The 24616-nt window shown below is 64.8% G+C and carries 28 protein-coding genes; 10 read left to right on the forward strand and 18 right to left on the reverse strand.

Annotation, left to right across the window (positions count from 1 at the left end):
* Positions 1 to 100 precede the first annotated feature (100 nt).
* From CHB90_RS02425 to CHB90_RS02440, 4 genes are all read right to left on the reverse strand, one after another.
* On the reverse strand, positions 101 to 1813 hold the full coding sequence (locus CHB90_RS02425; RefSeq protein ID WP_089276260.1) for a KpsE/RkpR family capsule polysaccharide export protein: 1713 nt from the start codon (positions 1811 to 1813) through the stop codon (positions 101 to 103).
* Positions 1791 to 2450 (reverse strand): ABC transporter ATP-binding protein, encoded by a 660-nt coding sequence (locus CHB90_RS02430; RefSeq protein ID WP_089276261.1) that lies wholly within the window; start codon positions 2448 to 2450, stop codon positions 1791 to 1793. Before CHB90_RS02430 ends, CHB90_RS02425 begins: the two co-directional genes overlap by 23 nt.
* Before the next feature lie 150 nt (positions 2451 to 2600).
* On the reverse strand, positions 2601 to 3626 hold the full coding sequence (locus tag CHB90_RS02435) for a permease (RefSeq protein WP_089276262.1): 1026 nt from the start codon (positions 3624 to 3626) through the stop codon (positions 2601 to 2603).
* Positions 3619 to 3963 carry an ArsR/SmtB family transcription factor gene (locus CHB90_RS02440; protein ID WP_089276263.1) on the reverse strand — a complete coding sequence of 115 codons (345 nt, stop codon included), beginning with the start codon at positions 3961 to 3963 and terminating at the stop codon, positions 3619 to 3621. Before CHB90_RS02440 ends, CHB90_RS02435 begins: the two co-directional genes overlap by 8 nt.
* 112 nt (positions 3964 to 4075) lie before the next feature.
* Between CHB90_RS02440 and CHB90_RS02445 the strand changes: the two genes are divergently transcribed.
* Both CHB90_RS02445 and CHB90_RS02450 read left to right on the forward strand, forming a co-directional pair.
* Positions 4076 to 4657 (forward strand): uracil-DNA glycosylase family protein, encoded by a 582-nt coding sequence (locus CHB90_RS02445; protein WP_089276264.1) that lies wholly within the window; start codon positions 4076 to 4078, stop codon positions 4655 to 4657.
* Positions 4654 to 5448: an SseB family protein gene (locus tag CHB90_RS02450; protein WP_089276265.1), complete on the forward strand. Its 795-nt coding sequence runs from the start codon at positions 4654 to 4656 to the stop codon at positions 5446 to 5448. The genes CHB90_RS02445 and CHB90_RS02450 overlap by 4 nt, the downstream gene beginning before the upstream one ends.
* A 28-nt stretch (positions 5449 to 5476) precedes the next feature.
* Here CHB90_RS02450 and CHB90_RS02455 read toward each other — a convergent pair whose 3' ends face one another.
* The 6 genes from CHB90_RS02455 to CHB90_RS02480 all read right to left on the reverse strand — a co-directional run bounded on the left by CHB90_RS02455 (position 5477) and on the right by CHB90_RS02480 (position 12480).
* On the reverse strand, positions 5477 to 6484 hold the full coding sequence (locus CHB90_RS02455; protein WP_089276266.1) for a P1 family peptidase: 1008 nt from the start codon (positions 6482 to 6484) through the stop codon (positions 5477 to 5479).
* 76 nt (positions 6485 to 6560) lie between these two features.
* Positions 6561 to 7865 (reverse strand): caspase family protein, encoded by a 1305-nt coding sequence (locus CHB90_RS02460; protein WP_089276267.1) that lies wholly within the window; start codon positions 7863 to 7865, stop codon positions 6561 to 6563.
* A gap of 3 nt (positions 7866 to 7868) precedes the next feature.
* A complete protein-coding gene (locus tag CHB90_RS02465; protein ID WP_245823124.1) occupies positions 7869 to 8918 on the reverse strand; it encodes an OmpA family protein in 1050 nt (349 codons plus the stop codon).
* 55 nt (positions 8919 to 8973) lie between these two features.
* A complete protein-coding gene (locus tag CHB90_RS02470; protein ID WP_089276268.1) occupies positions 8974 to 9201 on the reverse strand; it encodes a hypothetical protein in 228 nt (75 codons plus the stop codon).
* A 299-nt stretch (positions 9202 to 9500) separates the two neighbouring features.
* Positions 9501 to 9911 (reverse strand): Cu(I)-responsive transcriptional regulator, encoded by a 411-nt coding sequence (cueR, locus tag CHB90_RS02475; protein WP_089276269.1) that lies wholly within the window; start codon positions 9909 to 9911, stop codon positions 9501 to 9503.
* 10 nt (positions 9912 to 9921) lie between these two features.
* Entirely contained in the window at positions 9922 to 12480 is a 2559-nt protein-coding gene (locus tag CHB90_RS02480; protein WP_170940965.1) for a heavy metal translocating P-type ATPase, read from the reverse strand.
* 127 nt (positions 12481 to 12607) lie between these two features.
* Between CHB90_RS02480 and CHB90_RS02485 the strand changes: the two genes are divergently transcribed.
* Positions 12608 to 12808: a heavy-metal-associated domain-containing protein gene (locus CHB90_RS02485; RefSeq protein WP_089276270.1), complete on the forward strand. Its 201-nt coding sequence runs from the start codon at positions 12608 to 12610 to the stop codon at positions 12806 to 12808.
* Between the two features lie 45 nt (positions 12809 to 12853).
* On the opposite strand, the gene CHB90_RS02490 is transcribed toward CHB90_RS02485, so the two are convergent.
* Positions 12854 to 13393 carry a hypothetical protein gene (locus tag CHB90_RS02490; protein ID WP_089276271.1) on the reverse strand — a complete coding sequence of 180 codons (540 nt, stop codon included), beginning with the start codon at positions 13391 to 13393 and terminating at the stop codon, positions 12854 to 12856.
* Between the two features lie 69 nt (positions 13394 to 13462).
* Between CHB90_RS02490 and CHB90_RS02495 the strand changes: the two genes are divergently transcribed.
* On the forward strand, positions 13463 to 14044 hold the full coding sequence (locus CHB90_RS02495; protein ID WP_170940966.1) for a Crp/Fnr family transcriptional regulator: 582 nt from the start codon (positions 13463 to 13465) through the stop codon (positions 14042 to 14044).
* Here the strand turns inward: CHB90_RS02495 and CHB90_RS02500 are convergent.
* Together CHB90_RS02500 and CHB90_RS02505 are read right to left on the reverse strand one after the other, a co-directional pair.
* A complete protein-coding gene (locus CHB90_RS02500; protein ID WP_089276273.1) occupies positions 14031 to 15311 on the reverse strand; it encodes a multicopper oxidase family protein in 1281 nt (426 codons plus the stop codon). The two genes, CHB90_RS02495 and CHB90_RS02500, sit on opposite strands and share 14 nt — an antisense overlap.
* A 75-nt stretch (positions 15312 to 15386) precedes the next feature.
* A complete protein-coding gene (locus CHB90_RS02505) occupies positions 15387 to 15968 on the reverse strand; it encodes a L,D-transpeptidase (RefSeq protein WP_089276274.1) in 582 nt (193 codons plus the stop codon).
* 187 nt (positions 15969 to 16155) lie between these two features.
* Between CHB90_RS02505 and CHB90_RS02510 the strand changes: the two genes are divergently transcribed.
* The 6 genes from CHB90_RS02510 to CHB90_RS02535 all read left to right on the forward strand — a co-directional run bounded on the left by CHB90_RS02510 (position 16156) and on the right by CHB90_RS02535 (position 20527).
* Positions 16156 to 16992, forward strand: coding sequence for a DUF305 domain-containing protein (locus CHB90_RS02510; protein WP_170940967.1), 837 nt, complete (start codon positions 16156 to 16158; stop codon positions 16990 to 16992).
* Positions 16992 to 17753 (forward strand): glutaredoxin family protein, encoded by a 762-nt coding sequence (locus tag CHB90_RS02515; protein WP_170940968.1) that lies wholly within the window; start codon positions 16992 to 16994, stop codon positions 17751 to 17753. Before CHB90_RS02510 ends, CHB90_RS02515 begins: the two co-directional genes overlap by 1 nt.
* 23 nt (positions 17754 to 17776) lie before the next feature.
* The gene (locus CHB90_RS02520; protein ID WP_141135792.1) at positions 17777 to 18160 is read left to right on the forward strand and encodes a hypothetical protein; all 384 of its coding nucleotides are present in this window, start codon (positions 17777 to 17779) and stop codon (positions 18158 to 18160) included.
* A 78-nt stretch (positions 18161 to 18238) separates the two neighbouring features.
* On the forward strand, positions 18239 to 18673 hold the full coding sequence (locus CHB90_RS02525; RefSeq protein ID WP_089276276.1) for a c-type cytochrome: 435 nt from the start codon (positions 18239 to 18241) through the stop codon (positions 18671 to 18673).
* A 10-nt stretch (positions 18674 to 18683) separates the two neighbouring features.
* Positions 18684 to 20063, forward strand: coding sequence for a multicopper oxidase family protein (locus CHB90_RS02530; protein ID WP_089276277.1), 1380 nt, complete (start codon positions 18684 to 18686; stop codon positions 20061 to 20063).
* 29 nt (positions 20064 to 20092) lie between these two features.
* Positions 20093 to 20527 carry a c-type cytochrome gene (locus CHB90_RS02535; protein WP_089276278.1) on the forward strand — a complete coding sequence of 145 codons (435 nt, stop codon included), beginning with the start codon at positions 20093 to 20095 and terminating at the stop codon, positions 20525 to 20527.
* 46 nt (positions 20528 to 20573) lie between these two features.
* On the opposite strand, the gene CHB90_RS02540 is transcribed toward CHB90_RS02535, so the two are convergent.
* From CHB90_RS02540 to CHB90_RS02560, 5 genes are all read right to left on the reverse strand, one after another.
* Positions 20574 to 20873 carry an SHOCT domain-containing protein gene (locus CHB90_RS02540; RefSeq protein WP_089276279.1) on the reverse strand — a complete coding sequence of 100 codons (300 nt, stop codon included), beginning with the start codon at positions 20871 to 20873 and terminating at the stop codon, positions 20574 to 20576.
* A 112-nt stretch (positions 20874 to 20985) separates the two neighbouring features.
* Positions 20986 to 21270 (reverse strand): copper-binding protein, encoded by a 285-nt coding sequence (locus CHB90_RS02545; RefSeq protein ID WP_089276280.1) that lies wholly within the window; start codon positions 21268 to 21270, stop codon positions 20986 to 20988.
* Between the two features lie 21 nt (positions 21271 to 21291).
* The gene (locus tag CHB90_RS02550) at positions 21292 to 22647 is read right to left on the reverse strand and encodes a multicopper oxidase family protein (protein WP_089276281.1); all 1356 of its coding nucleotides are present in this window, start codon (positions 22645 to 22647) and stop codon (positions 21292 to 21294) included.
* Positions 22644 to 24041: a TolC family protein gene (locus CHB90_RS02555; RefSeq protein ID WP_245823126.1), complete on the reverse strand. Its 1398-nt coding sequence runs from the start codon at positions 24039 to 24041 to the stop codon at positions 22644 to 22646. Before CHB90_RS02555 ends, CHB90_RS02550 begins: the two co-directional genes overlap by 4 nt.
* Positions 24038 to 24256: a hypothetical protein gene (locus tag CHB90_RS02560; RefSeq protein ID WP_089276282.1), complete on the reverse strand. Its 219-nt coding sequence runs from the start codon at positions 24254 to 24256 to the stop codon at positions 24038 to 24040. Before CHB90_RS02560 ends, CHB90_RS02555 begins: the two co-directional genes overlap by 4 nt.
* Positions 24257 to 24616 lie beyond the last annotated feature (360 nt).

Here is a 24616-nt window from a genome sequence, read left to right on the forward strand (position 1 = left end):
CACGCGGCTTTGGCGGCGGTGTTTGGCTGACCCACGGCCATGACCGCCATCTCCTCCGGTTCAAACCGGAGGAGCGCCGTCTGTCCCGCGAGGTCGTGCCTCAGGTCGAGACCTGTTCGCGCAGGATCGAGGCGGTGAGCGAGATCATCAGATAGATGCCGCCGAAAATCAGGAACGCCAGGATCGTGTTTTCGAACTTGCGTGGATAGCTGGGATCTTCCGAGGCCACAGGTTCAACCGACGTGGTCAGATAGCGCGCCTGACTGTCGGCATCGCGCCGCGCCTGTTCCAGCCGTTCCAGCGCGGTTTGCAGCATCAGGTCCCGCGTCGCCAGATCCGCTTCTGCCAGCTTGATCTGTACCGCGATCTCGGCCAACGAGTCTTCTCCGGTGGTCGCTGTCGTCATTTCCCGGTTCAGCCGTGTCAGCAGCGTCTCCAGCCGCCGGATATCGCCCTCGGTGCCGTCGACCTTGGCGCGGTTCGGGCGGTTGTTGTCCAGAAGCGCCTGAAGTTGCAGCTGTTTTTCCTGCAATTGCAATTCGTAGGTGTTGATTTGCGACCGCAGCGCGGCAATCCGGCCTTCGGGGTCGATCACATTGCCGTCCTGCTGCATGCGCACCAGGATCTCTTGCGCCTCACGCCGACCGTTCTCGGCGTCCAAAAGCCCCTGTTCGGCGTCGGTGACCGCGTTGGACCGCTTGCGGAAGGACAGGTTGTCCACCCGTTCCTCGGCATAGCCGATCAGCGCGCGAGAGAAATCCTCGGCCGTTTGCGGGTTGGCGGCCATGACCTCCATCTTGACGACGCCTTCGGTCGGGTCATAGCCGATCTCGATGTGGCGCTTGTACAGGGAATAGGCCTCTTCGTTGGTGGGCTCGGGTTCCAGACGCTGGATCGGGTCGATGAACTCTTGCGAGAAATGCGCCTTGAACCCCTCGTCCCGGTCAAGCCGCAACATGGCATCCTTGGAGGTCAGGTAGGATTGCACCGCGATGGCGTCCTGATTGGTGGCAAACTGCGTGCCCGAAAACAGCGACCCCATCGCCCCGCCAGAGTTCTCTGCCTTGAGGATCAGGAACTCCGACTTGGTCGAATACATCGGCGTGGCCACAGCGTAGAAATAGTAGCCCGCCAATACCGTCGGCAGCACGATGAACGCCATCAGCCGCACCATCAGCAGCATCATTTTCTTGCGGCGACGGGCGGCAAGTTCGCGCTGGATTTGCAGGATTTCGGCGGCGCGACGCTCTGCCGGGCTGGCCGTTTCGGTTGACGGCAACTGCTGCTTTTCTATCTTTATCGTTTGCGGCAGCTGCACCTTGGTTTCCGGTTTGGCGGCGGCGGCGGCGGCGGCAGGACGGGACTGGGCCGCCGGATCGGGCTTGGGCCCGGCCTCTGCCTGCACCAGTTCCAGCATGTTTGTGCGCTGGAACGGGTCGATTCCGCGCTGGCGCAACAGGCGCACCGCGTCGAAATCCGATGTCGGGTTCAGCCCGTGTTTGTTGGCCACCCGCCGCGCCATGCGCAACTGGCGCCCGGTCAGCCCCTCGGCGCGGATGCCGTCGATGTCGATTTCGCCGGCCACCTGACGCGGAGATGCGACCTCGCCACTGCGCGCCTGCGGTTCGGTGGTGGGTTTGGAAAACTGTGGACGCGATGCGCCGGACGGCGCAGGGCTGTCCGGCGGCGGCGATGCCGGGGACGCTGCTTGCACGGCGCTGTCCGGTTCGGGCGCGCGGTCCTCCCTTGGGAAATCAGGAGCGGCCGGTGAACGCCGAATGCGGAATTTCTTAGCTTTCGGTTTCGTAATCATACAGCCGTTTCGCTTCTTCCAATGAGTCGAACATGTGCATCTTGCCATCCATCAGGACAGCGGCCTTGCGGGCGAATTTTTCCAGCACCTTGGGTTGGTGCGAGACAATGATAATCGTCGTGGTGCGCAGCCTGTCGGCCAGGATGTCGCCGGCGCGCTGGTTGAACCCTGCGTCGGTGGAATTGGGCATGCCCTCATCGATCAGGTACATGTCGAAATCCAGCGCCAGCATCAGCGCAAAGGTGAAGCGCGCCCGCATCCCCGACGAATAGGTGCCCAGTGGTTGGTCGAAATACTCTTTCAGGTCACACAGCCAGCGGCAAAAGGATTCGACGTAGTCCGGGTCCAGCCCATAGAGACGGGCAATAAAGCGGGCGTTCTCCTTGGCCGAGATCTTGGAGACGACCCCGCCCATGAACCCCAGCGGAAAGGACACCCGGCAGTTGCGCCGGATTTCCCCCTCATCGGGTTTTTCCAGCCCTGCCATCATCTTGATAACAGTCGATTTTCCGGTTCCGTTTGGCGCAAGAATGCCCAGCGACTCCCCCAGTTCGACGCGAAAGGACACGCGATCAAGGATCACCTTGCGCTGCGTCCCCGTCCAGAAGGACTTGCTGACCATGTCGAACTCTAACATCTGGGTGCCCCGGTTGTGCCTCGGATCCCTCGTACCTTGGTGTATCGCTGAACTAGGTAGATAATTTGTTCACATTATGGCCTTGAGGCGAAACAAAAACAATTCGGGCCCCGCGTGGGGGCCCGAACTTTCAACAGTTAACCATGTGTGTCAGGCAATCGCGCCCCAGGCCAGCCCGGCGATCATGGCCCCCATCAAGGCCCAGCCAAGGTAGGCAAAGAACACGCGCGGCTTGACCAGGGCCCAGACCGCGATGGCGGCGGGGATACAACTGACGCCTCCCGCGATGACAAAGCTCATCGCCGCCCCCGGTGCCATGCCCTGTGCCAGCAGCGCATCGACCAGCGGCACGGCGGCATAGCCGTTCAGATAGGCCGGTGCGCCCACCAGCGCGCCCATCAGGATCGGCACGATGCCGGTGCCGCCCAGAACGCCCGCGATCATATCCGCCGGGATGTAGTGGATCATCAGCGCCTCCAGCACATAGGCGAGCGTCAGCCATTTCAGCAGGAACAGCGCGTTTTCCAGCCCGGTGTCGCGGAACGTCTCCACCCGGTCGCTGTGCTGCCAGAACCGCCAGACCGGCTTGCCCTGAAACGGTTTCTTGACGCCACAGCAGCCGCCGACCTGCGGTTTTTCCCGCAGCGGATCGCGAAACACCGCGCTATTGGCCAGCGCGCGGGTGCCAAAGCCGCCCAGCAGACCCAGACCGACCGCCGCCAGCGCCTTGGCCACGGCAAAGGACCAGCCCAGCGTGCCCGCAGTGATCAGGAACATCGCCGGGTCCATCAGCGGAGAGGCCAGCCAAAAGGCCATGACCGCCGCCAGCGGCGCACCCACCGCCAGCAAGGCGGCGATAAACGGGATCACCTCGCAGGAACAGAACGGCGACAGCCCGCCCAAGGCCGCAGCCAGAAAGATCATCCGCACCTCGCGGCCCTCAAACGCCTTGGCCATCAGCGTCTCGGCCCCGGTCGCCTTGAGGTAGGCGACGGCCAGCACCGCGAACAGGATGAACGGCGCGGTGCCCAGCAGCGCATCAAAGGTGAACCGCAGCGTATCGGGGAACTGCGGCCAGTCCAGCAGCGCGACCAGCGCCAGAATGCCGACGATGACCAGCCAGACCTTGGGGATCGGCGGCAGTCGGCGTGTTGCGGTTGTCGTGGTATCAGCCATGATCGGCATCCTTGTGGCAGGTGTCGGCATCCGCGCAGCATTGGCGCAGCAGGTACTCGGACAGCGCCTCGACCTCCGAATAGTCGGCGGCGGCGCAGATGATGGACCGTCCCTGCCGCGCTTGGGTCACAAGACCGGCGGCAGAGAGGATTTTCAGGTGGTGGGTGAGGGTGGAGCCGGTGATGCCGGTACGTTCACCCAGCGCGCCAATGCTCAGCCCGTCACGGCCCGCGCGCACCAAGGAGTGCAGCACTTGCAGCCGTTGTTCAGAGCCAAGCGCCGCAAACTTGGACGCGGCGGTCTCGACGGTGAGGGAAGGGGACTCATTCATTTTCATAGTTCTAACATTGTCGAAATGAGCGCGCCGTGCAAGCTTTATTTCGACAAATGTCGAACTGACGCGCCGCCCCGACGTGACCTCTTCCCGCGCGGCCTGTAGGGTCCACGCCATGGACAAACTGCTGACCGACATCCGCGCCTGCCGCCTCTGCGCCGACCGCTTTGCCGCGACAGAGACCGGCCACGCGCCGCGCCCGGTGCTGCGGGCGGCCCCCTCGGCACGGTTGCTGATCGCCGGGCAGGCTCCGGGGATGAAGGTGCATCACTCTGGCCTGCCGTTCACCGACCCATCGGGCGACCGTCTGCGCGACTGGCTGGGGATCGACAGCGACAGCTTCTACGATGAAACCCGCGTGGCCATCGTGCCGATGGGCTTTTGCTTTCCCGGCTACCGCAAGGGATCGGACCTGCCGCCGCCGCCGATCTGCGCGAAAACTTGGCGCGCGCAGGTCATGGAGGCGCTGCCCGACGTGCGTCTGACCCTGCTCATCGGTGGCTACGCGCAGAAATGGCACCTTGGCGTCAAGACCGGCGTGACCGACACCGTCACCCGCTGGCGCGACTTTTCGCCCGATGCCTTCCCCTTGCCGCACCCCTCGTGGCGCAATACCGCATGGCTGAAACGCAATCCCTGGTTCGAGGCAGATCTCTTGCCCGTCCTCAGAACCCGCGTCGCAGAGGTGCTGGCATGAACGATGAGACCCTGACAGAACTGGACCGCGCCCACGCGGCGATGGAGGCCGCGCCGGACGACGATGCCACCCGCCTGCGCTACTACGACCGCCTCGCCAGCGCAGAGCTGTTCCTGATGCTGACGGCAGAGCCGGAGGGCGACGCCATCTCACCCGAACTGTTCGACTTGGGCGATGCGCGGTTCCTGCTGGCCTTTGACCGTGAGGACCGCCTGTCGTCCTTTGCCGGGCGCGCTGTCCCCTATGCGGCGCTGTCGGGCCGCGCGCTGGCCAGCATGGTGGCGGGGCAGGGCATCGGCCTTGCGCTGAACCTTGAAACCGCGCCCTCGCAGATCCTGCTGCCGCCAGAGGCGCTGTCATGGCTGGTCGACACCCTTGGCACCGGCCCGCAAGAGGCACAGGCCCGCCCGTCAGAATTCCGCGCCCCCCGCGTGCCGGAACAGCTGGTCACCGCGCTGGACTCCCGCCTTGCCACTGCCGCCGGTCTGGCGCGCAAGGCTTACCTGGCCGAGGTGATCTACGATGACGGAACCCGTGGCCACCTGCTGGGCCTGACCGGCACGGTGCCGGGGGCCGAACGCGCCCTTGCCGGGGCCATCAATGAGGCGCTGGTGTTTTCGGGACTAGAGGCAGGCGCGCTGGACGTGACCTTTCTGGCGGACAGTGACGCCACCACGGCGCAGCTTGCCGGTGTGGCGCTGCGCTTTGACCTGCCGGAACCGCCCGAACCCGTGAGACACGAACAGATCGCGCCGGGCTCCGACCCGGACAAGCCGCCGAAACTGCGTTGATCGCCCGCCGCGCGCCGTAGCGCGGGCTTCAGCCCGCCATCCCCAATTCCTGCCGCAACGTCGGCAGCGTATCGCCCGGCTCAGCACGTGCCTCCCACACCGCGCGGGCAATGGCGCGGCTCAGGCACAGGCTGGCCGCGTGGCCGATCATCGCCACCTGAGCCATCGGATCGTCCAGCGCCTTGGCCCCCGTCGCGGCGGCAAAGACCAGATCGCCGTCCATCGGGCTGTGCGCCGGCAGGATCGCCCGCGCCATGCCGTCATGCGCCGCCACCGCCACCCGGTGACACTGCGCCTTGTCCAGTGCCGCATCCGTTGCCACCACCGCAATAGTGGTATTGCCCTGCTCCGCCATCGCCGCCACCTTGCGGCTGGGGGGCAGGACCAGCCCCGGCGACGGGTCCACGCCCAAGCCGCCAAACTCACCATCCACCTCAAACGGCGCCGCCCAAAACTGCCGCCCCGACGGCGTTGTCACGCTGCCCATCGGATTGACCGCCACCAGCGCGCCCACGGTAATCCCGCTCTCCAACACCAGACTGGCAGAGCCAAGACCGCCCTTGTGCATCGCCGTCTGCGCCCCCGCGCCCGCGCCAAACGTGCCCAGGTAAAACTCCGTTCCAGCCGCGGCCAGGGCCTGCCGCCCCAAGGCTGGATAGGGGTTGTCGCCCCACTCCTTGTCGCCGCCGTTCAGCAGATCGAACAGGATCGCCGCCGGAACAATCGGCACCCGCGCCGAAAACACGGGGAACCCCGCGCCCTGTGCATGCAACGCATCCATCACCCCCTGTGCTGCGGCCAACCCGAAGGCACTGCCGCCTGACAACACCAGCGCATGTACCGCCTGCACCGATTTGTCCGGGGCCAGCAAATCCGTCTCTCGCGTGCCGGGCGCGCCGCCCATCACCGACACCGACGTGGCAAAGGGCGCATCCGCCGTCACCACTGTACAGCCGCTCTTGATCCGCGCATCCTGCGCGTTGCCCACGCGCAGACCGGCAACATCGGTGATCAGGTTCTTGGGTCCGGGACGCATCGGGGCCTCATGTGCAACTCATGCCGCAGCATCCCCGCGCACAGGCGCGGACGCAACCCCCGCGACAGCGCGGACCCTAGTCGCAGCCGTTGACCGCGAGGTCCTTGAGTTTGCCGCGAAACGCGCCGCCCAGCGGATGAAACGGACCTGTGCCGATGGTCACATCCTGATAGCGCAGGCCCTGCGCGCACAGATCCTTGGTTGTCCATGTGTGACAGGTGCTGCAGCGCTCATTTTGCCACAACGCATCGGGTAGGCCTTCGAACGGGGCAAACACCGGCGACTGCAACATCATCTCCTCCAGGCTCATGCCAAAGTAGACGGACTTGCCCTCGCTGACAGGCCGGGCGCTTGTCGATTTGTTGCTTCCTGCCGTCACGGTGTCGGCGGGCTGCACAACCGGGGCAACGGGTTCGACCACAGACCGCGCCGTGAGATCCGTACCCGGCGTCGCATTGTCCTGCGACAACAGTTCGGACAACAGCACCCCCGCCGCAGGAACATGCACGCTTGTCGGGTTCTTGCGGATAAAGGCCACAACCTGCTGCGGATCTCTGGAGGCACGCACCTCGGCCCACACCTCATCGTCTGTCAGCGTCGCGGTCGCGGGGGCGGCAGGGGCCGCAATCAGAAAGTCGGCGGTCAGGCCGCTGACAAACCACGGGATTTGCTGCCCGTCCGACAGGGTTTCGACCTCTTGCCGGATCACCTCGAACATCTGCTCAAGCGGCAGGGCCGGATCGGCAAAGCGCGTGTTCAGGCTGGACGAAAACAGGCTGTCCCCACGCCCGCCCCGAAACGACACCGTGCCGGGCTCTGACGCGTAGGACAGGAACACCCCGGCGGGCGCCTCCATCTCGGCAAGGCCATCCACCGCCCCCGGCAAAAAGCCGTAGGGATGCGCGCGGCTGGCATCCAGAATGACAATACTGGTCGCGTTCCCCGTCGCCGTCATCTGCGCCATCACCGCCTCAACCGACAGCGCCAGCGGGCCGATCTCTGCTAGGTCGTTCACGTCGATGTCCGCTGGCAGCAGATAGTTCGCGCCCCCCTGCTGCACGCCGAAACCGGCAAAGTAGAACAGCCCCGCCGCATCGCTATCCGCCTGACCCAGCCTCTGCCCAAAGGCATCCACCGCGCGGGTCACGGCCTCTCTGTTGGCGTCGGTCAGCACCTCGACGTCAAACCCGGCGGCGCGCAGGGTGTCGGCCAACGCCTCGGCATCGCGCGATGCGCTGGGCAGGGTCAGCAGGGTATCATAGCGGCTGTTGCCGATCACAAGGGCAAAGCGGTCCTCGGCAAACAGCGGCGCAGTCGACAGAATAGCCGCCGCAAAGGCGAGGATGGCTCGGGTCCACCATGCCGGTCGTGTCCAGCGCATGCCTTACCTTTCGACCACGGCGAATTCGATCCGCCGGTTCTTGGCCTTGTTGCGCAGCGTATCATTCGGCGCGACGGGCGAGGCCTCTCCATAGCCGACACTTTGGATACGGCGGACGTCGATACCCGCCGTGGTCAGATAGTCGGTGACAGACTGGGCGCGCGCCTTGGACAGCGTCAGATTGGCGGCAGCGCCACCGTCTGCATCCGTATGGCCGCCGACCTCGATGGTCATGCCGGGGCAACGCGACACGATATCGACCACCTGTCCCAGCAGCGGCAGGCTGTCAGACTGCAAGCTGGCGCTGCCCGCGCCGAAATAGATGTTCCCGGTGCGCGACAGGATCTCGAACCGGCCCTTGCAGGCGTCATAATCCAGATTGCCCTCGCGTTCGACCGCGCTGTTGCGCAGGGTCACTTCCTTGCGGATGACGCCGACATCGGGCAGCCCGGCGGTGCCATCCCGCGAAAACACGAAATCAAACGACACAAACGCCGACGGCAGGATCTCAAAGCCCGAGGCCTCCATCAGCTTTTCCAACCCGTCGCTCAGGCCGAATTCCTCGACCGATACGGAAATCGGCACACTGGTCGAGATCGCCACCGAATTTTCGCTCAGCAGCGTCACGATGGCCTGCGTTTCCAACTGTCGGCGCACCCCGTGCAGGTCCAGCACAAATGGCACGTCGATCAGCTTGCGTCGCACCTTGGGCAGATCGCTCAGCATCGCCGGATCCAGTTGCGCCGTCACAGTGGCGGTCGGAAACTTGAAGCTTTCGAAGAACATGAACCGCATCCGCACGTTGCGCAGATCGACATTGGTGTCGACGGATTCCAGCGGGATTTCGATGGACACCTCACCCGTCGAGGTGATCTTGCCCCGCAGCGATGCAAAGCTGCCGGTCTCGACGATCTCGCGGTTCTTGACGGATTGGAAATTCAGCACCGATTGGCCGGGCTGCATGGTCCACCCCGGATCGAACACATTGACCTGCGCGCGGGCCGGACCGGCCAGCATCACGGCTCCGACGAGCGCGGCGAAGACAAGTGCCATCCACGAGGGTCCCAAAAGCGTAGCGGTTCTTCGCATTCTGTTCACAACCCGTTTTTCAAGTTACGCCTGTCAGAGTAGCACCCGACAGGAAACATGCGTAGTTATTGTCAGAGTGTAAACAGCATTCGGTCGGGCCGGACGCACCGCCCATCACCACGACAAAGGCGGTTGTCGACGCCTCCGCCGTCACCACCGAGCCGCCGCTCTTGTTCCGCGCATCCTGTGCATTGCCCACGAGGAGGCAGGGCACATCGGTGATCAGGTTCTGGGGCCCGGAACGCATGGAGGGCCTCATGTGCAGCACAACCCGCACCATCCCCGCGCCTCGGCGCAGGCGCAAGCCCTCGGGTCCAGCGCCGCAGCGGCTTGGGGGAGAGAGTTGGCCTCTTTGTACTATAGCGTGGGGCGCGAATACGCGCCGACTCAGTGCGTTGCAAAGGGAAGGGAACGGCCCTGAGCTGACTTTGGCACAAAAAAACTGAACGACCGGTTCGGTGCCTAACCGAACATCTGCGTCGGCAGGAAAATTTTCTCGCGACGAGAGGTTCCGTTTCTCACGTTGTTTCATTTGGCTTGCCGGGCCTATTCGCAGGTAGCCGGGTCTGATGTTTCCTGGGCCAAGTCCTCGAGGATTGGGCAGTCGGGGCGGTGGTCGCCGGCACACGCATGGACCAACTTGTCCAGCGTGGCGCGCATGGATTGAAGCTGCGCGATCTTATCGTCGATCTGCCTCAGATGTTCCTCGGCGATATGCTTGACCTGCGCGCTTTCACGCGCCTCGTCCTCGTAAAGCGCGACCAGCGTCCGGCAGTCTTCGATTGTGAAGCCAAGTGCGCGGGCACGGCCCAGAAAGGCCAGTTTGTGCAGGTCACTTTCGCGAAAGCTGCGATAACCGTTCTCGCTGCGCTTGGGGCGGATCAGGCCGATATCCTCGTAGTAGCGGATGGTCTTGGCGGGTAGGCCCGAACGGCGGGCGACGTCTCCGATGTTCATCTTTGCCTCCCTATTCCGCAGGCGCGACCATGGCAGGGCGTGCGGCGGCAACGGTCGTGCCGCGCTCGTCCATCGCAGGGGAAACACGGCGCAGGCGCAGCGCGTTGGTCAGCACAAAGACAGACGACAGCGCCATCGCCCCCGCCGCCAGCATGGGCGACAGCAGCACGCCAAAGGCCGGATACAGCACCCCGGCCGCGACAGGGATCAGCGCGGTGTTGTATCCGAAGGCCCAGAACAGGTTCTGACGAATGTTGCGCATCGTGCGGCGAGAGATTTCGAACGCGTTGACCACACCGCGCAGGTCGCCCGACATCAACACGACATCGGCGGATTCGATGGCCACATCCGTACCGGTGCCGATGGCGATGCCGACATCCGCATGGGCCAGCGCGGGTGCGTCGTTGATCCCGTCCCCGACAAAGGCGATGTGGCGGCCCTGACGCAACTCGTCCAGTGCGGCGACCTTGCCGTCGGGCAGCACGCCCGCGATGACGTGGTCGATGCCGGTTTCACGGGCGATGGCAAGGGCCGTTTCGCGCTTGTCGCCGGTGATCATCGCGACCGTCAGGCCCTTTTCGTGCAATGCGGCAATGGCGGCGCGGCTGGCGGGTTTGACCGGGTCGGCCACGCCGATCACTGCGGCAAGCCGGCCGTCGATGGCGGCATAAAGTGCGGTGCGCCCGCGTGTCGCCAACTCTGCCTCGTGCGCGGCCAGCGCCGCGATGTCGATCCCTTCGCGGGTCATGAAGCGGTCGGCGCCCACCAGCACTGTCGCACCGTCCACCTTGGCGCGCACGCCATGCCCGGTGATCGAGGCAAATTCGCTGGCCTCAAGGCGCGGAGCCCCCTCGGCGCGCGCCGCGCGTACGATGGCCTCGGCAATGGGATGCTCGGACCGCTCTTCCACCGCCGCGATCTTTGACAGCACGTCGGCGCGGTCGACCCCGTCCGCCAGCACCAGATCTGTCAGTTCAGGGCGGCCCTCGGTCACGGTGCCGGTCTTGTCCAGAGCGAGCACCTGCACATCATCCAGTTGTTGCAGCGCGTCGCCCTTGCGGAACAGTACGCCCATCTCGGCCGCGCGCCCGGTGCCCACCATGATCGAGGTCGGCGTGGCCAGCCCCATAGCGCAGGGGCAGGCGATGATCAGCACCGAAACCCCGGCCACCAGCGCCAGCGTCACCGCCGGAGACGGGCCGACCACCAGCCAGACCAGCACCGTCAGCGCCGCGGCCGCCATCACGGCGGGCACGAACCACAGCGTTATGCGATCGACCAGCCCCTGGATCGGCAGCTTGGCGCCCTGCGCCTCTTCGACCATGCGGATGATCTGCGACAGCGTGGTGTCCGCGCCGACCCGCGTTGCGCGGACGTTCAGGCTTCCGGCGCCGTTGACCGTGCCGCAGGTGACGGTGCCGCCGGGGGATTTCTCGGCCGGAATGGGCTCGCCCGTCAGCATGCTTTCATCGACATGGCTGGAGCCCTCGACCACCTCGCCGTCGATGGCGATGCGTTCGCCGGGACGGACGATGATGATGTCCCCTTGCACGAGTTCCTCGATCGGAACCTCGACACTTTCGCCATCGCGAGCTATGCGTGCGGTCCGCACCTGCAGGCCCAGCAGGGTCTGGATGGCGGCCCCGGTGCGCCCTTTCGCGCGAGCCTCAAGGAAACGGCCCAGCAGGATCAGCACAACGATGACGGCGGCGGCCTCGAAATAGACGGCGCGCACGGCGTCGGGCAGTAGCGCAGGCAGGAAGGTCGCAACGACGGAATACAGATACGCCGCGCCCGTACCGACGGCCACGAGGCTGTTCATGTCGGGCGCGCCTTTGAGCAGCGCGGGGATGCCCTTGGCATAGAACATCCGCCCCGGCCCGACCAGCACCAGCGTGGTCAGGATGAATTGCAGGATCCAGCTGGTCTGCTGGCCGATGGCGGCGTTGATCCAGTGGTGGAAGGCCGGAAAGACATGCCCGCCCATTTCCACGATAAACACCGGAATGGTCAGAGCGGCGGCATAGGCCATGCGGCGTGACAGGTCGCGCGCCTCTTCGGCCTTGCGGGCGATGCGATCCTCGCCGCCTGCGGTCTCAGCCACCGTGGCTGGATAGCCGATGGCCTTGCTGGCCGCCATCAGGTCAGCGGGCGTCACGGCGCCTGTCGCATATGTCACCGTCGCAGTCTCGGCGGCGAGGTTGACGTTGACCTCCAGCACCCCCGGCACAGCCTCCAGCGCCTTGTCGACGCGGCCCACGCAAGAGGCGCAGGACATCGATTCAACATTCAAAGTCACGCGCGCCGTGCGCGCCGGGTAGCCCAGCTTGTCCAGGGTCGCCACCGCTTCGGTGATCCGGTCGGGGCTGTCCACGCTCAACCGTGCGGATTCGGACGCAAGGTTGACGGACACATCATGGACGCCTTCCAGCGCGCTCAGCCCACGGTCGACGCGCCCCACGCAGGACGCGCCCCACGCAGGACGCGCAGGACAAGCCCTCGACGGACAGGGTGACAGGGGTTTGCTCGGGCATGACAGCCTCCGTGATTCTTCATGGCTGAGCCTCATATGGAGCTTCCAGTAACTGGAGGGTCAAGGGTGCGGTGGAAATTTCTTCGGGTGACTCATTCCCCTTGACCTGCCCCCCACTGGAAGCCCCATCTGCATGGCAATCGCAAACGAAAGAGGGTTCACCATGGAATTCACCGTCCCTGACATGAGCTGCGGCCATTGCACCGCCGCCATCGAAAAATCCGTAAAGGCCGCCGATCCTGCGGCCTCGGTGGCCTGTGACCTGACCGACCGCCGGGTCAAGATCGACAGCACTTTGTCATCCGAGCAATTGGCCGCCGCGATCAAGGATGCGGGCTACGACTCGGCCCGCGTTGCCGCCTGACCCGCTTTCCCCGTGCCTGACACGACATGCGCGAGGACAATCCCTTCAATGCGGTGCCGCGCCCCGTGCGATAGCGAGATGATGGGCCGGATGGTGGTTTCCCGTGGCCATCAGACCGAAAAAGCCCAAACCTCGCACCTGCGCCTCCGCGCTGTCAGACGTCACGGTCCAAATGATCCGGTCCTCTTGAACGGCGACATCACTTTTCCAGCCGGTTTCCGCTGTCAGAACGGGCGTATGGGCCGGGACCATACGCCAAGCTGCCTTGGCACCGGGACTGTCGCGGAGGATCGTGATCTTTAGCCCTCCGGGGATGGGTTTCTCCACCGCGTCGACCGTCATGGCCAGCTGATCCATGTCCTGAAGGTGGCGGCGCAGAGCGCCGATATCCACCTTTGACCAGTCCGTATCCGGATCGGCGGACAACAGCGAGACGATCTCGGCCAGCGCGGCAAAGGCGCCCTGTCCACCCTCGGTCGCAGTGCCCAGGTTCATCCCCATCACGTAATCGCCATGGGCATGGCCGTCCATCTGGGCACTGACGGCGGCTGGCAGCAAGGCGACGATAATGGCAAGGCGTTTCATGCGTGTGTCTCCGGTGGTTTGTTGCCAGAAGGCTAACGGGGCTGCGCCAGATGGATTATGATTGCGATCATGACGGACGATCCATTCACACACATTCCCGAGAGCGGGCTTCGCCCTTTTGCCATCGCGGCTGGGCAGCTGTTGTTCCGACGCGACGACCCGCCGAGGGAGTTGTTTCGCGTGGATGCCGGGCGCGTCGCCCTGCAACGCGTCACCGAGGATGGGCAGCGCGTGACCATTGCGCAGGCCGGGCCCGGTGAAACGCTGGCCGAGGCCAGCCTGTTTGCCGACAATTATCACTGTGACGCAATCGCCCTGACTGACGTCGGCGGAGTCGCGGTGGACAAGGCCGTTATGCGGCGGCATCTGCGCAGCGACGCGGACTTTGCCGAGGCGCTGGTGCGCAGATTGGCCCTACATCTTCGCAACGAACGCCAGCGGGCCGAGATCATGTCGATCCGGTCGGCCCGCGAGCGGACCTTTGCCGCGCTGGCCTGTTTCGGTCAGTCGGGCACGATCACTGCCTTTGCCGCCAGCATCGGGCTTACACAAGAGGCCTGTTCGCGGGCGTTGGCGGGCTTGGTTTCCGAGGGCCGCGTCGTGCGGCTGGGGCGCGGGCGTTATGCCTGTCGCGGCGTCACGACACGCTGATCCACGTCGCCATGCCGTCGGCCTGATGGCTGAGCATGTGGCAATGCAGCATCCACGCACCGGGATTGTCGAGGACTGCAGTGATGGCGCGTGTCTCTCCCACCGCCAGCAGGGTCGAGTCTCGCAGCGGCCCGAGGTTTCCCGAGGTGTCCAGTTCGTGGAAATGGTTGCCGTGCAGGTGCATGACATGGGGAAAGCCGGTACGATTTTCGATATCGATGCGCACGGTCTGATTGCGCTTCGCCGCAATCAGCGGGCGGCGTGGCAGGCCCGAGACGTCGTTCAGCGCCCATGTCCCGGTGCCGCGATGCGCAGGTGCGCCGGCGCCGCCCTGAAGCACCAGTTTTGTCGTGTGATCCGGCGTCCCGGGACGGGCCGTGCGGTTTGGCGGCAGGGCGGGGATCGGCGCATCAGAAGGGCTGCGCGTGCCGGTGACGGTCAGCTGCCCCAGCACGTCATCCGCCCCGCCATAGGTGTCGCGCAGCGTCACCGGCCCTGTGACATCGGCGATCACGTCACAACGTTGACCGGGGGCAAGCATCATCGGCCCAAGTGCCTGCGGCGCCTCCAGCGGCATTCCGTCCAAAGCTACGATCTGCCCCTCCAGCCCAGTCACGGACAGCCGGTAGATGCGGTCGACCGAAGGGTTGATGATCCGCAGGCGCAGCCGGTCGCCCTGCTGCACGCTGTTCCGCGACAGGATCGCGGTCTTGATATTGCCGAGCCGTCCCTCGGTTGCAAATCGCGCGGGGTCGAAGCTGTCATCATGCTGACCGTCCGCGTCCAGCAGCAGGTCGAACAACTGCACGGTCATGTCTTGGTCGACGGCGGGCGGGTTGCGTTCCTCGACGATGAAGGCCCCGAAGAGACCCCGGCTGACCTGCTCATACGACAGGTAATGCGAGTGATACCAAAAGGTGCCCGCATCCGGCACGTCGAACAGGTAGTCAAAGCTTTCGCCGGGGATCACCACGTCTTGGGTCAGCACGTTCACGCCGTCCATGCGGTTGGGCACGCGCAGCCCGTGCCAATGCACCAAGGCCCCGTCATCCAAGGTATTGTCCAGCCGGATCTGCGCCGTGTCGCCTTGGCGAAAACGCAGCTGCGGCCCAGGTGCCCCTCCGTTGAAGCCCAACATCGGCAGGCGCCGCCCGGCGACCTGCGTGACGACCTTTTCGGGGCGCAGAGTGATGCGCGATGCCCCCAGCGCGGGCGTTGCCATGCAAGCCGCAAGCAGGGACAGGGCCTGTCTTCGTTTCACCTTCATGTCACCTCATCCGCCCGAATTGCGGAGCGTTTTTTCAGGCAGGCGCGGCCAAAGGTCAACCAATTCTCCGGGGTCTCACGCGCTCGTCACCTTGGGATGAAGAGTGACGCGGGCGCCGATCTCGACCCTTTCATACAGGTCCTTGACGTGCTCATTGGTCAGCCGCGCGCAGCCGTTGGATACGGCGCTGCCGATGGTCGAGGGGGCATTGGTGCCGTGGATGCGCAGATAGGTGTCGCGCCCCTGATCGTCGTACAGGTAGAGCGCCCGCGCGCCGAGCGGGTTGTTCGGGCCGCCCTTCATGCCGTTCTTGTACTTGGCGTATTTCCCTGGATCGCGGCGGATCATCGACTGGGTGGGGCGCCACCACGGCCACTTGGCCTTGCGCGCGACGGTAAAGACGCCGGACTCGTACAACCCCTTGCGCCCGACGCCCACGCCATAGCGGATCGCCGCGCCGCCCTGTCCCATCAGGTACAGATGGAACTCGTCCGGCAGGACGTGGATTTCGCCGGGCAGCCAGTCGGTGCGGCCAGTCTGCACAGCGGTCAGGTTGAAGTGATCGGGCAATTTGACCTGATGGGCCCGCGCCAGCGTCGGCGCGGCCAAGGCCACCGCCAGCCCCGTGATGATCCTGCGGCGTGAATATGCAGTCATGACACCTCCTGTTTTCGCGTGAGTTTCAGGAGGCCAGCCCGCAGCACCTGCGCCCAGTCAAATGCCCGTGATCCGTCTCCGCAAAGGCGCATCTGTTTCCGGGACAACACGGAAATCGGGCCAGTCCGGAACCCTCCAGCGCTGGAAGGGCGTTTCTTCTACATTCGACCCATGCAGGAGAGGACCCATGAAGTATTCCAGATTTTTCCTGATGATCGGCACGTCGACGCTGGTGATGTTCGTCCTGATGTATCTCAACACCTACCTTCTGGGGCACGTCTTCTTTTCGGAAACACGGGCCTGGATGGCACTGCTGATGGGGGCGGCGATGGCATTCGTCATGCTGTCCTTCATGCTGTCGATGTACACCAACACGGCCCTGAACGCGGGCATCTTCGTGGGGTCCGTCGTGGTCTTTGCGCTGTCGCTCTGGCTGGTGCGCAGTCAGGTCACGGTGCAGGACCGCTCCTTCATGCGGGCGATGATCCCGCACCATTCGATCGCCATCATGACGTCGTCCCGGGCCGAGATCACCGATCCGCGTGTCGCGAAACTGGCCGAGGCCATCGTCTATGCGCAGGACAAGGAAATCGCCGAGATGCGTTATCTGATCGCCGACATTTCGGCCCGTGGCGAGGCCGAGCCGAATGACGCCGCCCCCGAAGCACAGGTCCAAAGCGCCGCCGGCGCGCTGGAAACCGAGGTCGTCGCCACCGTCGATCCCGAATTCCTGACCGAGGCCGAGATCACCAAAGGCCTGCCCGATGGCGCCACCTGCGTGTTCACCTACACCGCGTCCAGCCCCGCCGTTCTGGCCGTCGGCCCAGATGCCGCCGTGATGAAGATCAGCGGCGACCTTGTGCGGCTCGATCGGGCCGACAGCGACGGTGCCATGCAATTCATCGACGGCCCGCTGAGCGCCGAATTGCGCGAAGGAGACGACCTGTCCGACATGATCGTCACCGCCGAACAGGGTTATTCCGCTGGCTTCCGCGGCCAGTATCGATGCGAAGGAGGCTCCTGATGCCCAACGACACAACGCAAACCGCCATGTTGTACCGGATGGTCATGCCCGACCACCTTTGCCCCTTTGGCCTGAAGTCGAAGGACCTTCTGGAACGCAATGGCTACACCGTGGAGGACCACCACCTGACGACGCGCGAGGAAACCGACGCCTTCATGAAAAAACACGGGGTCGAAACGACGCCGCAGACCTTCATCGATGGGGAACGCATCGGCGGGTACGACGACCTGCGCGTGCATTTCGATCTCGACCCGCCGAAGGAGTCGCAGAGCGACATCAGCTACCAGCCGGTGATCGCGATCTTCTCCGTCGCGGCGCTGCTGGCGTTGGGGCTGTCGTGGCACCAATACGGCACCGTCCTGACGCTGCGCGCGCTGGAATGGTTCATCTCTCTTTCCATGACGATCCTCGCGATCCAGAAACTGCAGGATGTCGAAAGTTTCTCGACCATGTTCCTGAACTACGACCTGCTGGCTCGACGCTGGGTGCCCTACGGCAAGGTCTACCCCTTTGGCGAGGCGCTGGCGGGCATCCTGATGACGGCGGGCGCGCTGACATGGCTGTCGGCCCCTGTGGCGCTGTTCATCGGCACGGTGGGCGCCGTCAGCGTGTTCAAGGCTGTCTATATCGACAAGCGCGAGCTGACATGCGCCTGCGTCGGCGGATCGTCGAACGTGCCGCTGGGCTTCGTGTCACTGACCGAGAATCTGATGATGATCGTCATGGGGCTGTGGATGGGCAGCAAGGCGCTGATTGGCTGACCTGTCCGATCCGTGAACAGGAGGTGCTTGACCCCACCGCACGCTTTGCCGCACTCTCTGCCACATTCCAAAGCGGAGAGCCGATGCGCCTGATCCTCGTTCTTGTCCTGACCGGCTTGCTGGCCGTGCTGAGCCTTCCCGGGGCGGCAGCGGCGCATGATGTGTCGGGCGTGACGATGTCGGACCATATGACGGGCTGTCCCGACTGCCCTGAGACCGCTGGTGGGCCGGGCGTCGACCATGATTGCCCGCATGTCACGGGCTGTGGCGCGATGGTGATGCTCGGCTCGGCGGTATTGCCCGCCATGATCGCACCGCAGGGCGAGCCGCATGATCCCGTTGGCGCAAACCTGGCGAACGGAATTCGCCCGCGGATCGATCTGCCGCCCCCGCGCCTGATTGCCTGACCCTTTGTGTTGTCGGCGGCAGGGCCGCCATAATCGAGGATCAGCGCAGCTCGCAGGGCGCGCGACACAGGACATATCATGAAAACGAAATTGATTGCGGGGGGCGCTGCCCTTGTCATCGCCGCAGGAGGCTATTTCCTGACGCGCGGCGGCCCCCCCGAAGAGACCGTCAAGGCCCCGCCCGTTCAAGGCGTCCCCATGGTCGAGGTCACCTTGCCCGAAACGCTGAGCGCCGAGGCCGAGATCGGCAAGAACGCGTTTGACGCGGTGTGTGCGGCCTGCCACGGGCAGGATGCTGCGGGCAAGGTGGGGTTTGGCCCTCCACTGGTGCACAAGATCTATGAGCCAAGCCACCATGGCGACATATCCTTTGTCCTCGCGGTGCAGAACGGCGTGCGGGCGCATCATTGGCGATTCGGCGACATGCCGGCACAAGACGGGCTGACCCAGGCCGATGTTGCCGGGATCGTAAACTATGTGCGCGAGCTTCAGCGCACCAATGGCATCAACTGAGGAGATGCGCATGGACCTTCACCGCAGGGCCTTTTGCGCCGGGTTGGCCGGTGCCACAGGGCTGGCGCTGGCCCGCCCCGCGCTGGCCGCACCAGACGTGCTGACCGCCCAAAAGGCCACAGTCCAGCTCGCCCCCGACGGCTACCCCGCGACCGAGGTCTGGTCTTATGGCGGCACCATTCCCGGCCCGTTGATCCGTGTGCCCCAAGGTGGGAGCGTGACCCGGCGGCTGGTCAACGATCTGGACGTGCCGACCAGCGTGCATTGGCACGGCATCCGCATCGCCAACGCCATGGACGGGGTCGCGGGCCTGACGCAGGACGCCGTGCCGCCGGGCGGGACCTTCGACTACGACTTTGCCGTGCCCGATGTCGGAACCTATTGGTATCACGCGCACACCAGCTCGATGGAGCAGGTCGCGCGCGGCCTGTCCGGTGTCCTGATCGTGGATGAGGCGACACCACCGGATGTGGACCGCGACGAGGTGCTGATGCTGGACGACTGGCTGCTCGACCCGGAGACCGGCCTGTTTGCCGAACCTTTCGCCCACCCGATGATGATGAGCCACGGCGGGCGCACCGGAAACCTGATCGGGGTGAACGGCCAGTATGCCCATGCGATGCAGGCCGAAACGGGAGAGCGCCTGCGCCTGCGGCTGATCAACGCCGCCAATGCCCGCATCTTCGGCCTGAAGCTGGAGGGCATGACCGGCTGGACCGTCGCGCTGGACGGGATGCCTCTGGACGCGCCAGAACCGGTCAGCGGCGAGATCGTCCTGGCCTCGGCGCAGCGTATCGACCTGATCGTCGACATCACCGCGACCGACGGCCCGGCGGGGCTGTTGATGTCGCTCGATGGCGATGCGTGGGAGGCCCTGGTCGAGGTGACCCTCACCGGCACGCGCGCCGCGCGCGACACCGCCCCCGCGCCGCTGCCCGCGAACCCGAACACCGCGCGTCCGGACCTGGCAAACGCACGCACCTTCGACATGGTGATGGAGGGCGGCGCCATGGCAGGCATGGACAGCGCCACCTATCAGGGCGAACGCCTGGGCTTTCGTGCGCTGATCGCACAGGGGCAATTCTGGGCGCTGTCCGGTCAGGCCGGGCTGTCCGACACGCCTTTCGCGGCGCTGAAACGCGGTGAGGTGGCGCGGGTCAGGCTGACCAACCGCACGGCGTTTCCGCACGCCATGCACCTGCACGGCATGCATTTCCGAGAGGTCCGCGCCGATGGCACCATGGGCCCGCTACGCGACACCATCCTGTCCGTCCCGAACGCGCCGCTCGACATTGCCTTTACCGCCGACAATCCCGGCAAGTGGCTGATGCATTGCCACATGCTGGCCCATGCCGCCTCTGGCATGAATACGTGGATCGACGTTGCATGAAACTCTTCAAGACAAAGGAAAACAGGACAATGAAAAAGACAGTCTTCGCCGTGGCATTGGTTGCCCTCGGCACTGCCGCACTTGCGCATGGCGGGGTTAAGAACAAAGACGTCATGGCGCGGATGGAGGTCATGAAGACGATCGGCGACCAGATGAAGATCATCGGCGCGATGGCCAAGGGCGAAGCGGCGTTCGACGCCTCGGCAGCCAACGATGCCCTGACCGAAATCGCCGCGCAATCGGCGCAGATCGGGTCGCTGTTTGAAACCCGCGCCGACGATCCCAAATCCGAGGCGCTGCCCGCGATCTGGAAGGACTGGGAGGACTTTGCGCACCTCGCTTCGGCCGCGGAAACCACCGCCGAAGGGTTGATCGGGACGGTTTCGGCGCAAGCCGGTCTTGGCCCGGCATTGGGGCAATTGGGCGGGACCTGCAAGGCCTGCCATTCCAAGTACCGCAAGTGACACACCCGCGCCTCGTTCAAAGCGGGGCGCGGGTATCGCCAAACGCTCAGCCTGCCAGCAGCTTTTTCCGCGCGGCGTAATCCTCTGCGTCGATTTCGCCCCGGGCAAGGCGCATGTCCAGCTCGGCCATGGCATCCCCGGCGCGCTGCTTCGGACCGGTATCGGTGCGCCGGACGAACCAGATCACCCCGGCCACGACAAGGCCCAGCACGATCAGCCACAGGATCGGGCCGAACATCATGCTCATCCCGTATCCGTAGCCATCCATCATGTAGCCATAGCCGTCACCCCGGTCTGCCAGCGCGGGCCCGGCAACAAGGATCATTGGAAAAACAAGGCGTTTCATCGGGTTCTCCTGTCGGTTTCCACAGGGTCGATCCTGCTCCCGTCACAACAGCGCTGCCTTGATCCCGCGCAAGGGAACGGCCCCGAAGGGCCGCGCCGGCATCACATCGCGATCACTCTGCCGTGATCTCGGTCACGGTCAGTTTGCCGTTTACACGGCCCGCGACGAACAGGACTTTCGTGCCCTCGGTGAGGCCGTCCATCATGCCATCGGCATAGCCAAAGACCATCTTCATCGCAGGCATGTCGAGGTTTTCCAGCGGACCATGGTCGATGGTCACTTTCTTCCACTTGGTGTCGATCTTGGTGATCGTCCCTTGGCTTTGCGGCATGCCCTCCTGCGCCAGCGCAGCGGTGGCGGTCATCAGACCAAGGGTCAAAGCGTAAATCAACTTCATAGCGCGGTTTCCTTTGTTGCGTCAGTGATCGTGGTTGAGGTGGGATTTCGGGGGGACCTGCGTGGCGGGCCCCTCGGCGCGGGCAAATTCGGGCAGTTCGCCCGTCCATTCCCAGGCCTGTGTTCCGGGCGGATTCACATACCAGCCAGGGTCAGAGTAATGGTCGGGGGCGATGCCCTCGCGGACTTTCACCACGCTGAACATGCCGCCCATTTCCAGAGGGCCATACGGCCCCCAGCCGGTCATCATCGGGATGGTGTTGTCGGGCAGTTCCATCGACATCTCACCCATATCCGCCATGCCGGCGGTGCCCATCGGCATGTAGCCCGGCTGCTGTCGGCGGATCATCTGGGTCAGACGGCGCTTGTCCGTTCCGATGAAGGTCGGCAGGTCATGGCCCATGGCGTTCATCGTGTGGTGCGACTTGTGGCAATGGATCGCCCAGTCGCCTTCGTGGATTGCGTCGAACTCATAGGCGCGCATGGCGCCCACGGGAATGTCGATGCTGACCTCCGGCCAGCGCGCCGACTTCGGCACCCAGCCGCCATCGGTGCAGGTAACCTCGAAGTCATAGCCGTGCATGTGGATCGGGTGGTTGGTCATCGTCAGGTTGCCGCAGCGCACCCGCACCCGGTCGCCCTTGTTCACGACCAGCGGGTCGATGTCGGGGAAGATCCGGCTGTTCCACGTCCACATGTTGAAGTTGGTCATCTCGGCGACCTTTGGGACATAGGTGCCCGGATCGATGTCATACGCCGCCAGCAGAAAGGCAAAATCCCGATCCACCGGCATGAAGGCCGGGTCGCGCGGGTGCACGATGAACAGGCCCATCATGCCCATCGCCATCTGCACCATCTCATCCGCATGCGGGTGATACATGAAGGTGCCGGACTTGGTCAGGTCGAACTCGTAGACAAAGGTCTTGCCCGGCGGGATCGCGGGGTGGGACAGCCCGCCGACGCCGTCCATCCCCGAAGGCAGGATCAGCCCGTGCCAATGCACCGATGTGTGTTCCGGCAGGCGGTTGGTGACGTAGATGCGCACCCGCTCGCCCTCGACTGCCTCGATGGTCGGGCCGGTGGACTGGCCGTTATAGCCCCAAAGCCGCGCCATCATGCCATCGGCCATGATCCGTTCCACGGGTTCCGCGACAAGGTGGAATTCCTTGACGTTGCCGTTCATCCGCCAAGGAAGGGACCAGCCGTTCAGCGTCACCACCGGGTTATACTCCAGCCCGGTCATGGGCCGGTCTGGCACCTGCGTGTAGGGGCTGTCGGTAAAGGCAGCCTCGGGCAGGTCGCGGAAACGGGTTTCGGCGGCGGCAGCCGAGGCCAGCACAGCCCCCGCGCCTCCGGTCAGCAATTGACGGCGGTTCATTCGGCACCTCCCGGGATTGGTCCCCAGATGACGGTTTTCAGATCGGATTCTGCGCGCCAATAGGCGGCTTTGGCTTCTGCGGTCGCCAGTTGCGCCTCCAGCCCATCGCGCGCGTCGGCGATCAGGTCAAAGGTCGAGGTCAGCATCCCGTTGTAGGATTTGAGCGCCTCGCGGTCGATTTCCCGGCGCAAGGGCAGCACCTCGTCGCGCCAGTGGCGGGCAATGTTGTAGGTGCCGGTGACGGCCGCATGGGCCGAGCGCGCCTCGGACCGTGCATTGACCGCCTGCTGGGCCAGCGCATGGGCGGCGCGGCTGTATTCCAGAGCGCCCCGGCGCGAGGTCAGCGGCCCTGCGTCGTAGAGCGGGATTTCAAACCCCACCTCCAATACGGGTGAGGCTTCGGTTTCGCGGGTATCGCTCCGCTCGATGTCCACCCCTGCGGTAAGATCTGCCGAGGACAGGCGGCGCGTCTGCGTGTCCAGCCGATATTGTTGCGCAATGGCCTCAAGCTCCAGCTTGCCGAAAGCCAGATCGGTGCGATGTTCAAGGGCCAGACGTTCCGCGTCGCTGCGCCCGGGTCTGCGACCGGGCAGCGAAGGCAGGCGGTCGGGCACATAGTAGTCGGTTCCTGTGCCGTAGAGCCCCATCAACCGGGTCAGTTTTTCCTTGGCCAGTTGCGCCTCCAGCCGCGCCTCGGTGCGTTCGGCCGCCAGTTCGGCGGTAAAGACATGCTCGCGCGCCTGATCCGCCCGGTTCATCGCCCCGGTGCGCCCCAGTTCGGCGGCGAGCTCTGACGCTGCTTCGGCAGTGCCCTGCGCACGCCCGATCAACGATGCGGTTTCGAAGGCGGCAACGGCGTCGATCCAGGCACGGCGCGTCTCGGCGGCCAGCGCAACGGTTTCGGCCAAAGCCATCATCTGCGCCTGCCGAAAGCGCGTCTCGGCCAGCCGAGTGCGCGGTTTTTGCGTGGCAAGGTCAAGGATTGCCCCCGTCACCGCCGCCTCGACCGAGCGCACCAGTCCTGCTTCGCCGATGCCGCTGATCCCGATCTCAAGGCTGGGACGCGGGCCAAGCGCGGTCTCCCACAGATCGGTCGCGGACAGGCCCAACTCGGCGTAGGCCGCCTGTAGGCCGCGATTGTTCATCAAGGCGACCTGTATCGCAGTCTCGGCGGAGATGGTCTTTCCCGCGACTAGCGCCTTGGCGCGGGCCTCGTGCGCGGCGACCTCGGATGCGGTCTGCACCCAAGCGGCGCTGACCCCGGTCGACCGTTTCGTACCGTCCGCAACAAAGGCAAACCCGGCACGCGGCTCCGACGCCTTGTCCACCACGGCCTGATCGGCACAGGCGGCCAGAAGGACCAGCGAGGCCATACCCAGAAAACGCGCGCTCATGTCCCACCTCCGGGCGCTTGGGCGTCGTTCAATTGGCGCCAGTCCAGCGGCTCGGCGATGGTATGCGCGGTGTATGCGACGGCTGGACCAGGCGGCACAGGCGCCACCAGTTTGGGGTCGGCGGCACGGACCAGCGCACCACCGTCAGGCAACGCAAGCGGCTGGGTACAGCCCGCAAGCGCCAGCGGCACGAGGGCCGCAATACGATATTTCATGGAATGGCTCCGAAGGGATTAAAGGCAACGGCGCAAGTTGCGCCCGCGATGCACGATGATCAGACCTTTGGTGGTCGCCTCAGACCATGCGGGCCTGCCTGTTTAACCGGCGATCTGCTATCCCAAGCAAGGGGCAGAGTCGCTTCGCGAAGGGTGGTCGGGCGCTCGCCGATCTGCACTGGCAAATCGACAGAGCAGACCATGTCACAGCAGGTCGTGCCCTCATTTTCCGCGATGATATGCCCGAATAGGCCGTGATCGGCATGTGTCATATGCCCGCCCGATGCATGAGCGGGCATTGTGGCGAGTTCAGCGATGCCACATCCCGCCTGCCCGAACGCAGCCTGGGCCACGACCGGA

The sequence above is a fragment of the Antarctobacter heliothermus genome (assembly GCF_900188425.1).
Taxonomy (GTDB): domain Bacteria; phylum Pseudomonadota; class Alphaproteobacteria; order Rhodobacterales; family Rhodobacteraceae; genus Antarctobacter; species Antarctobacter heliothermus.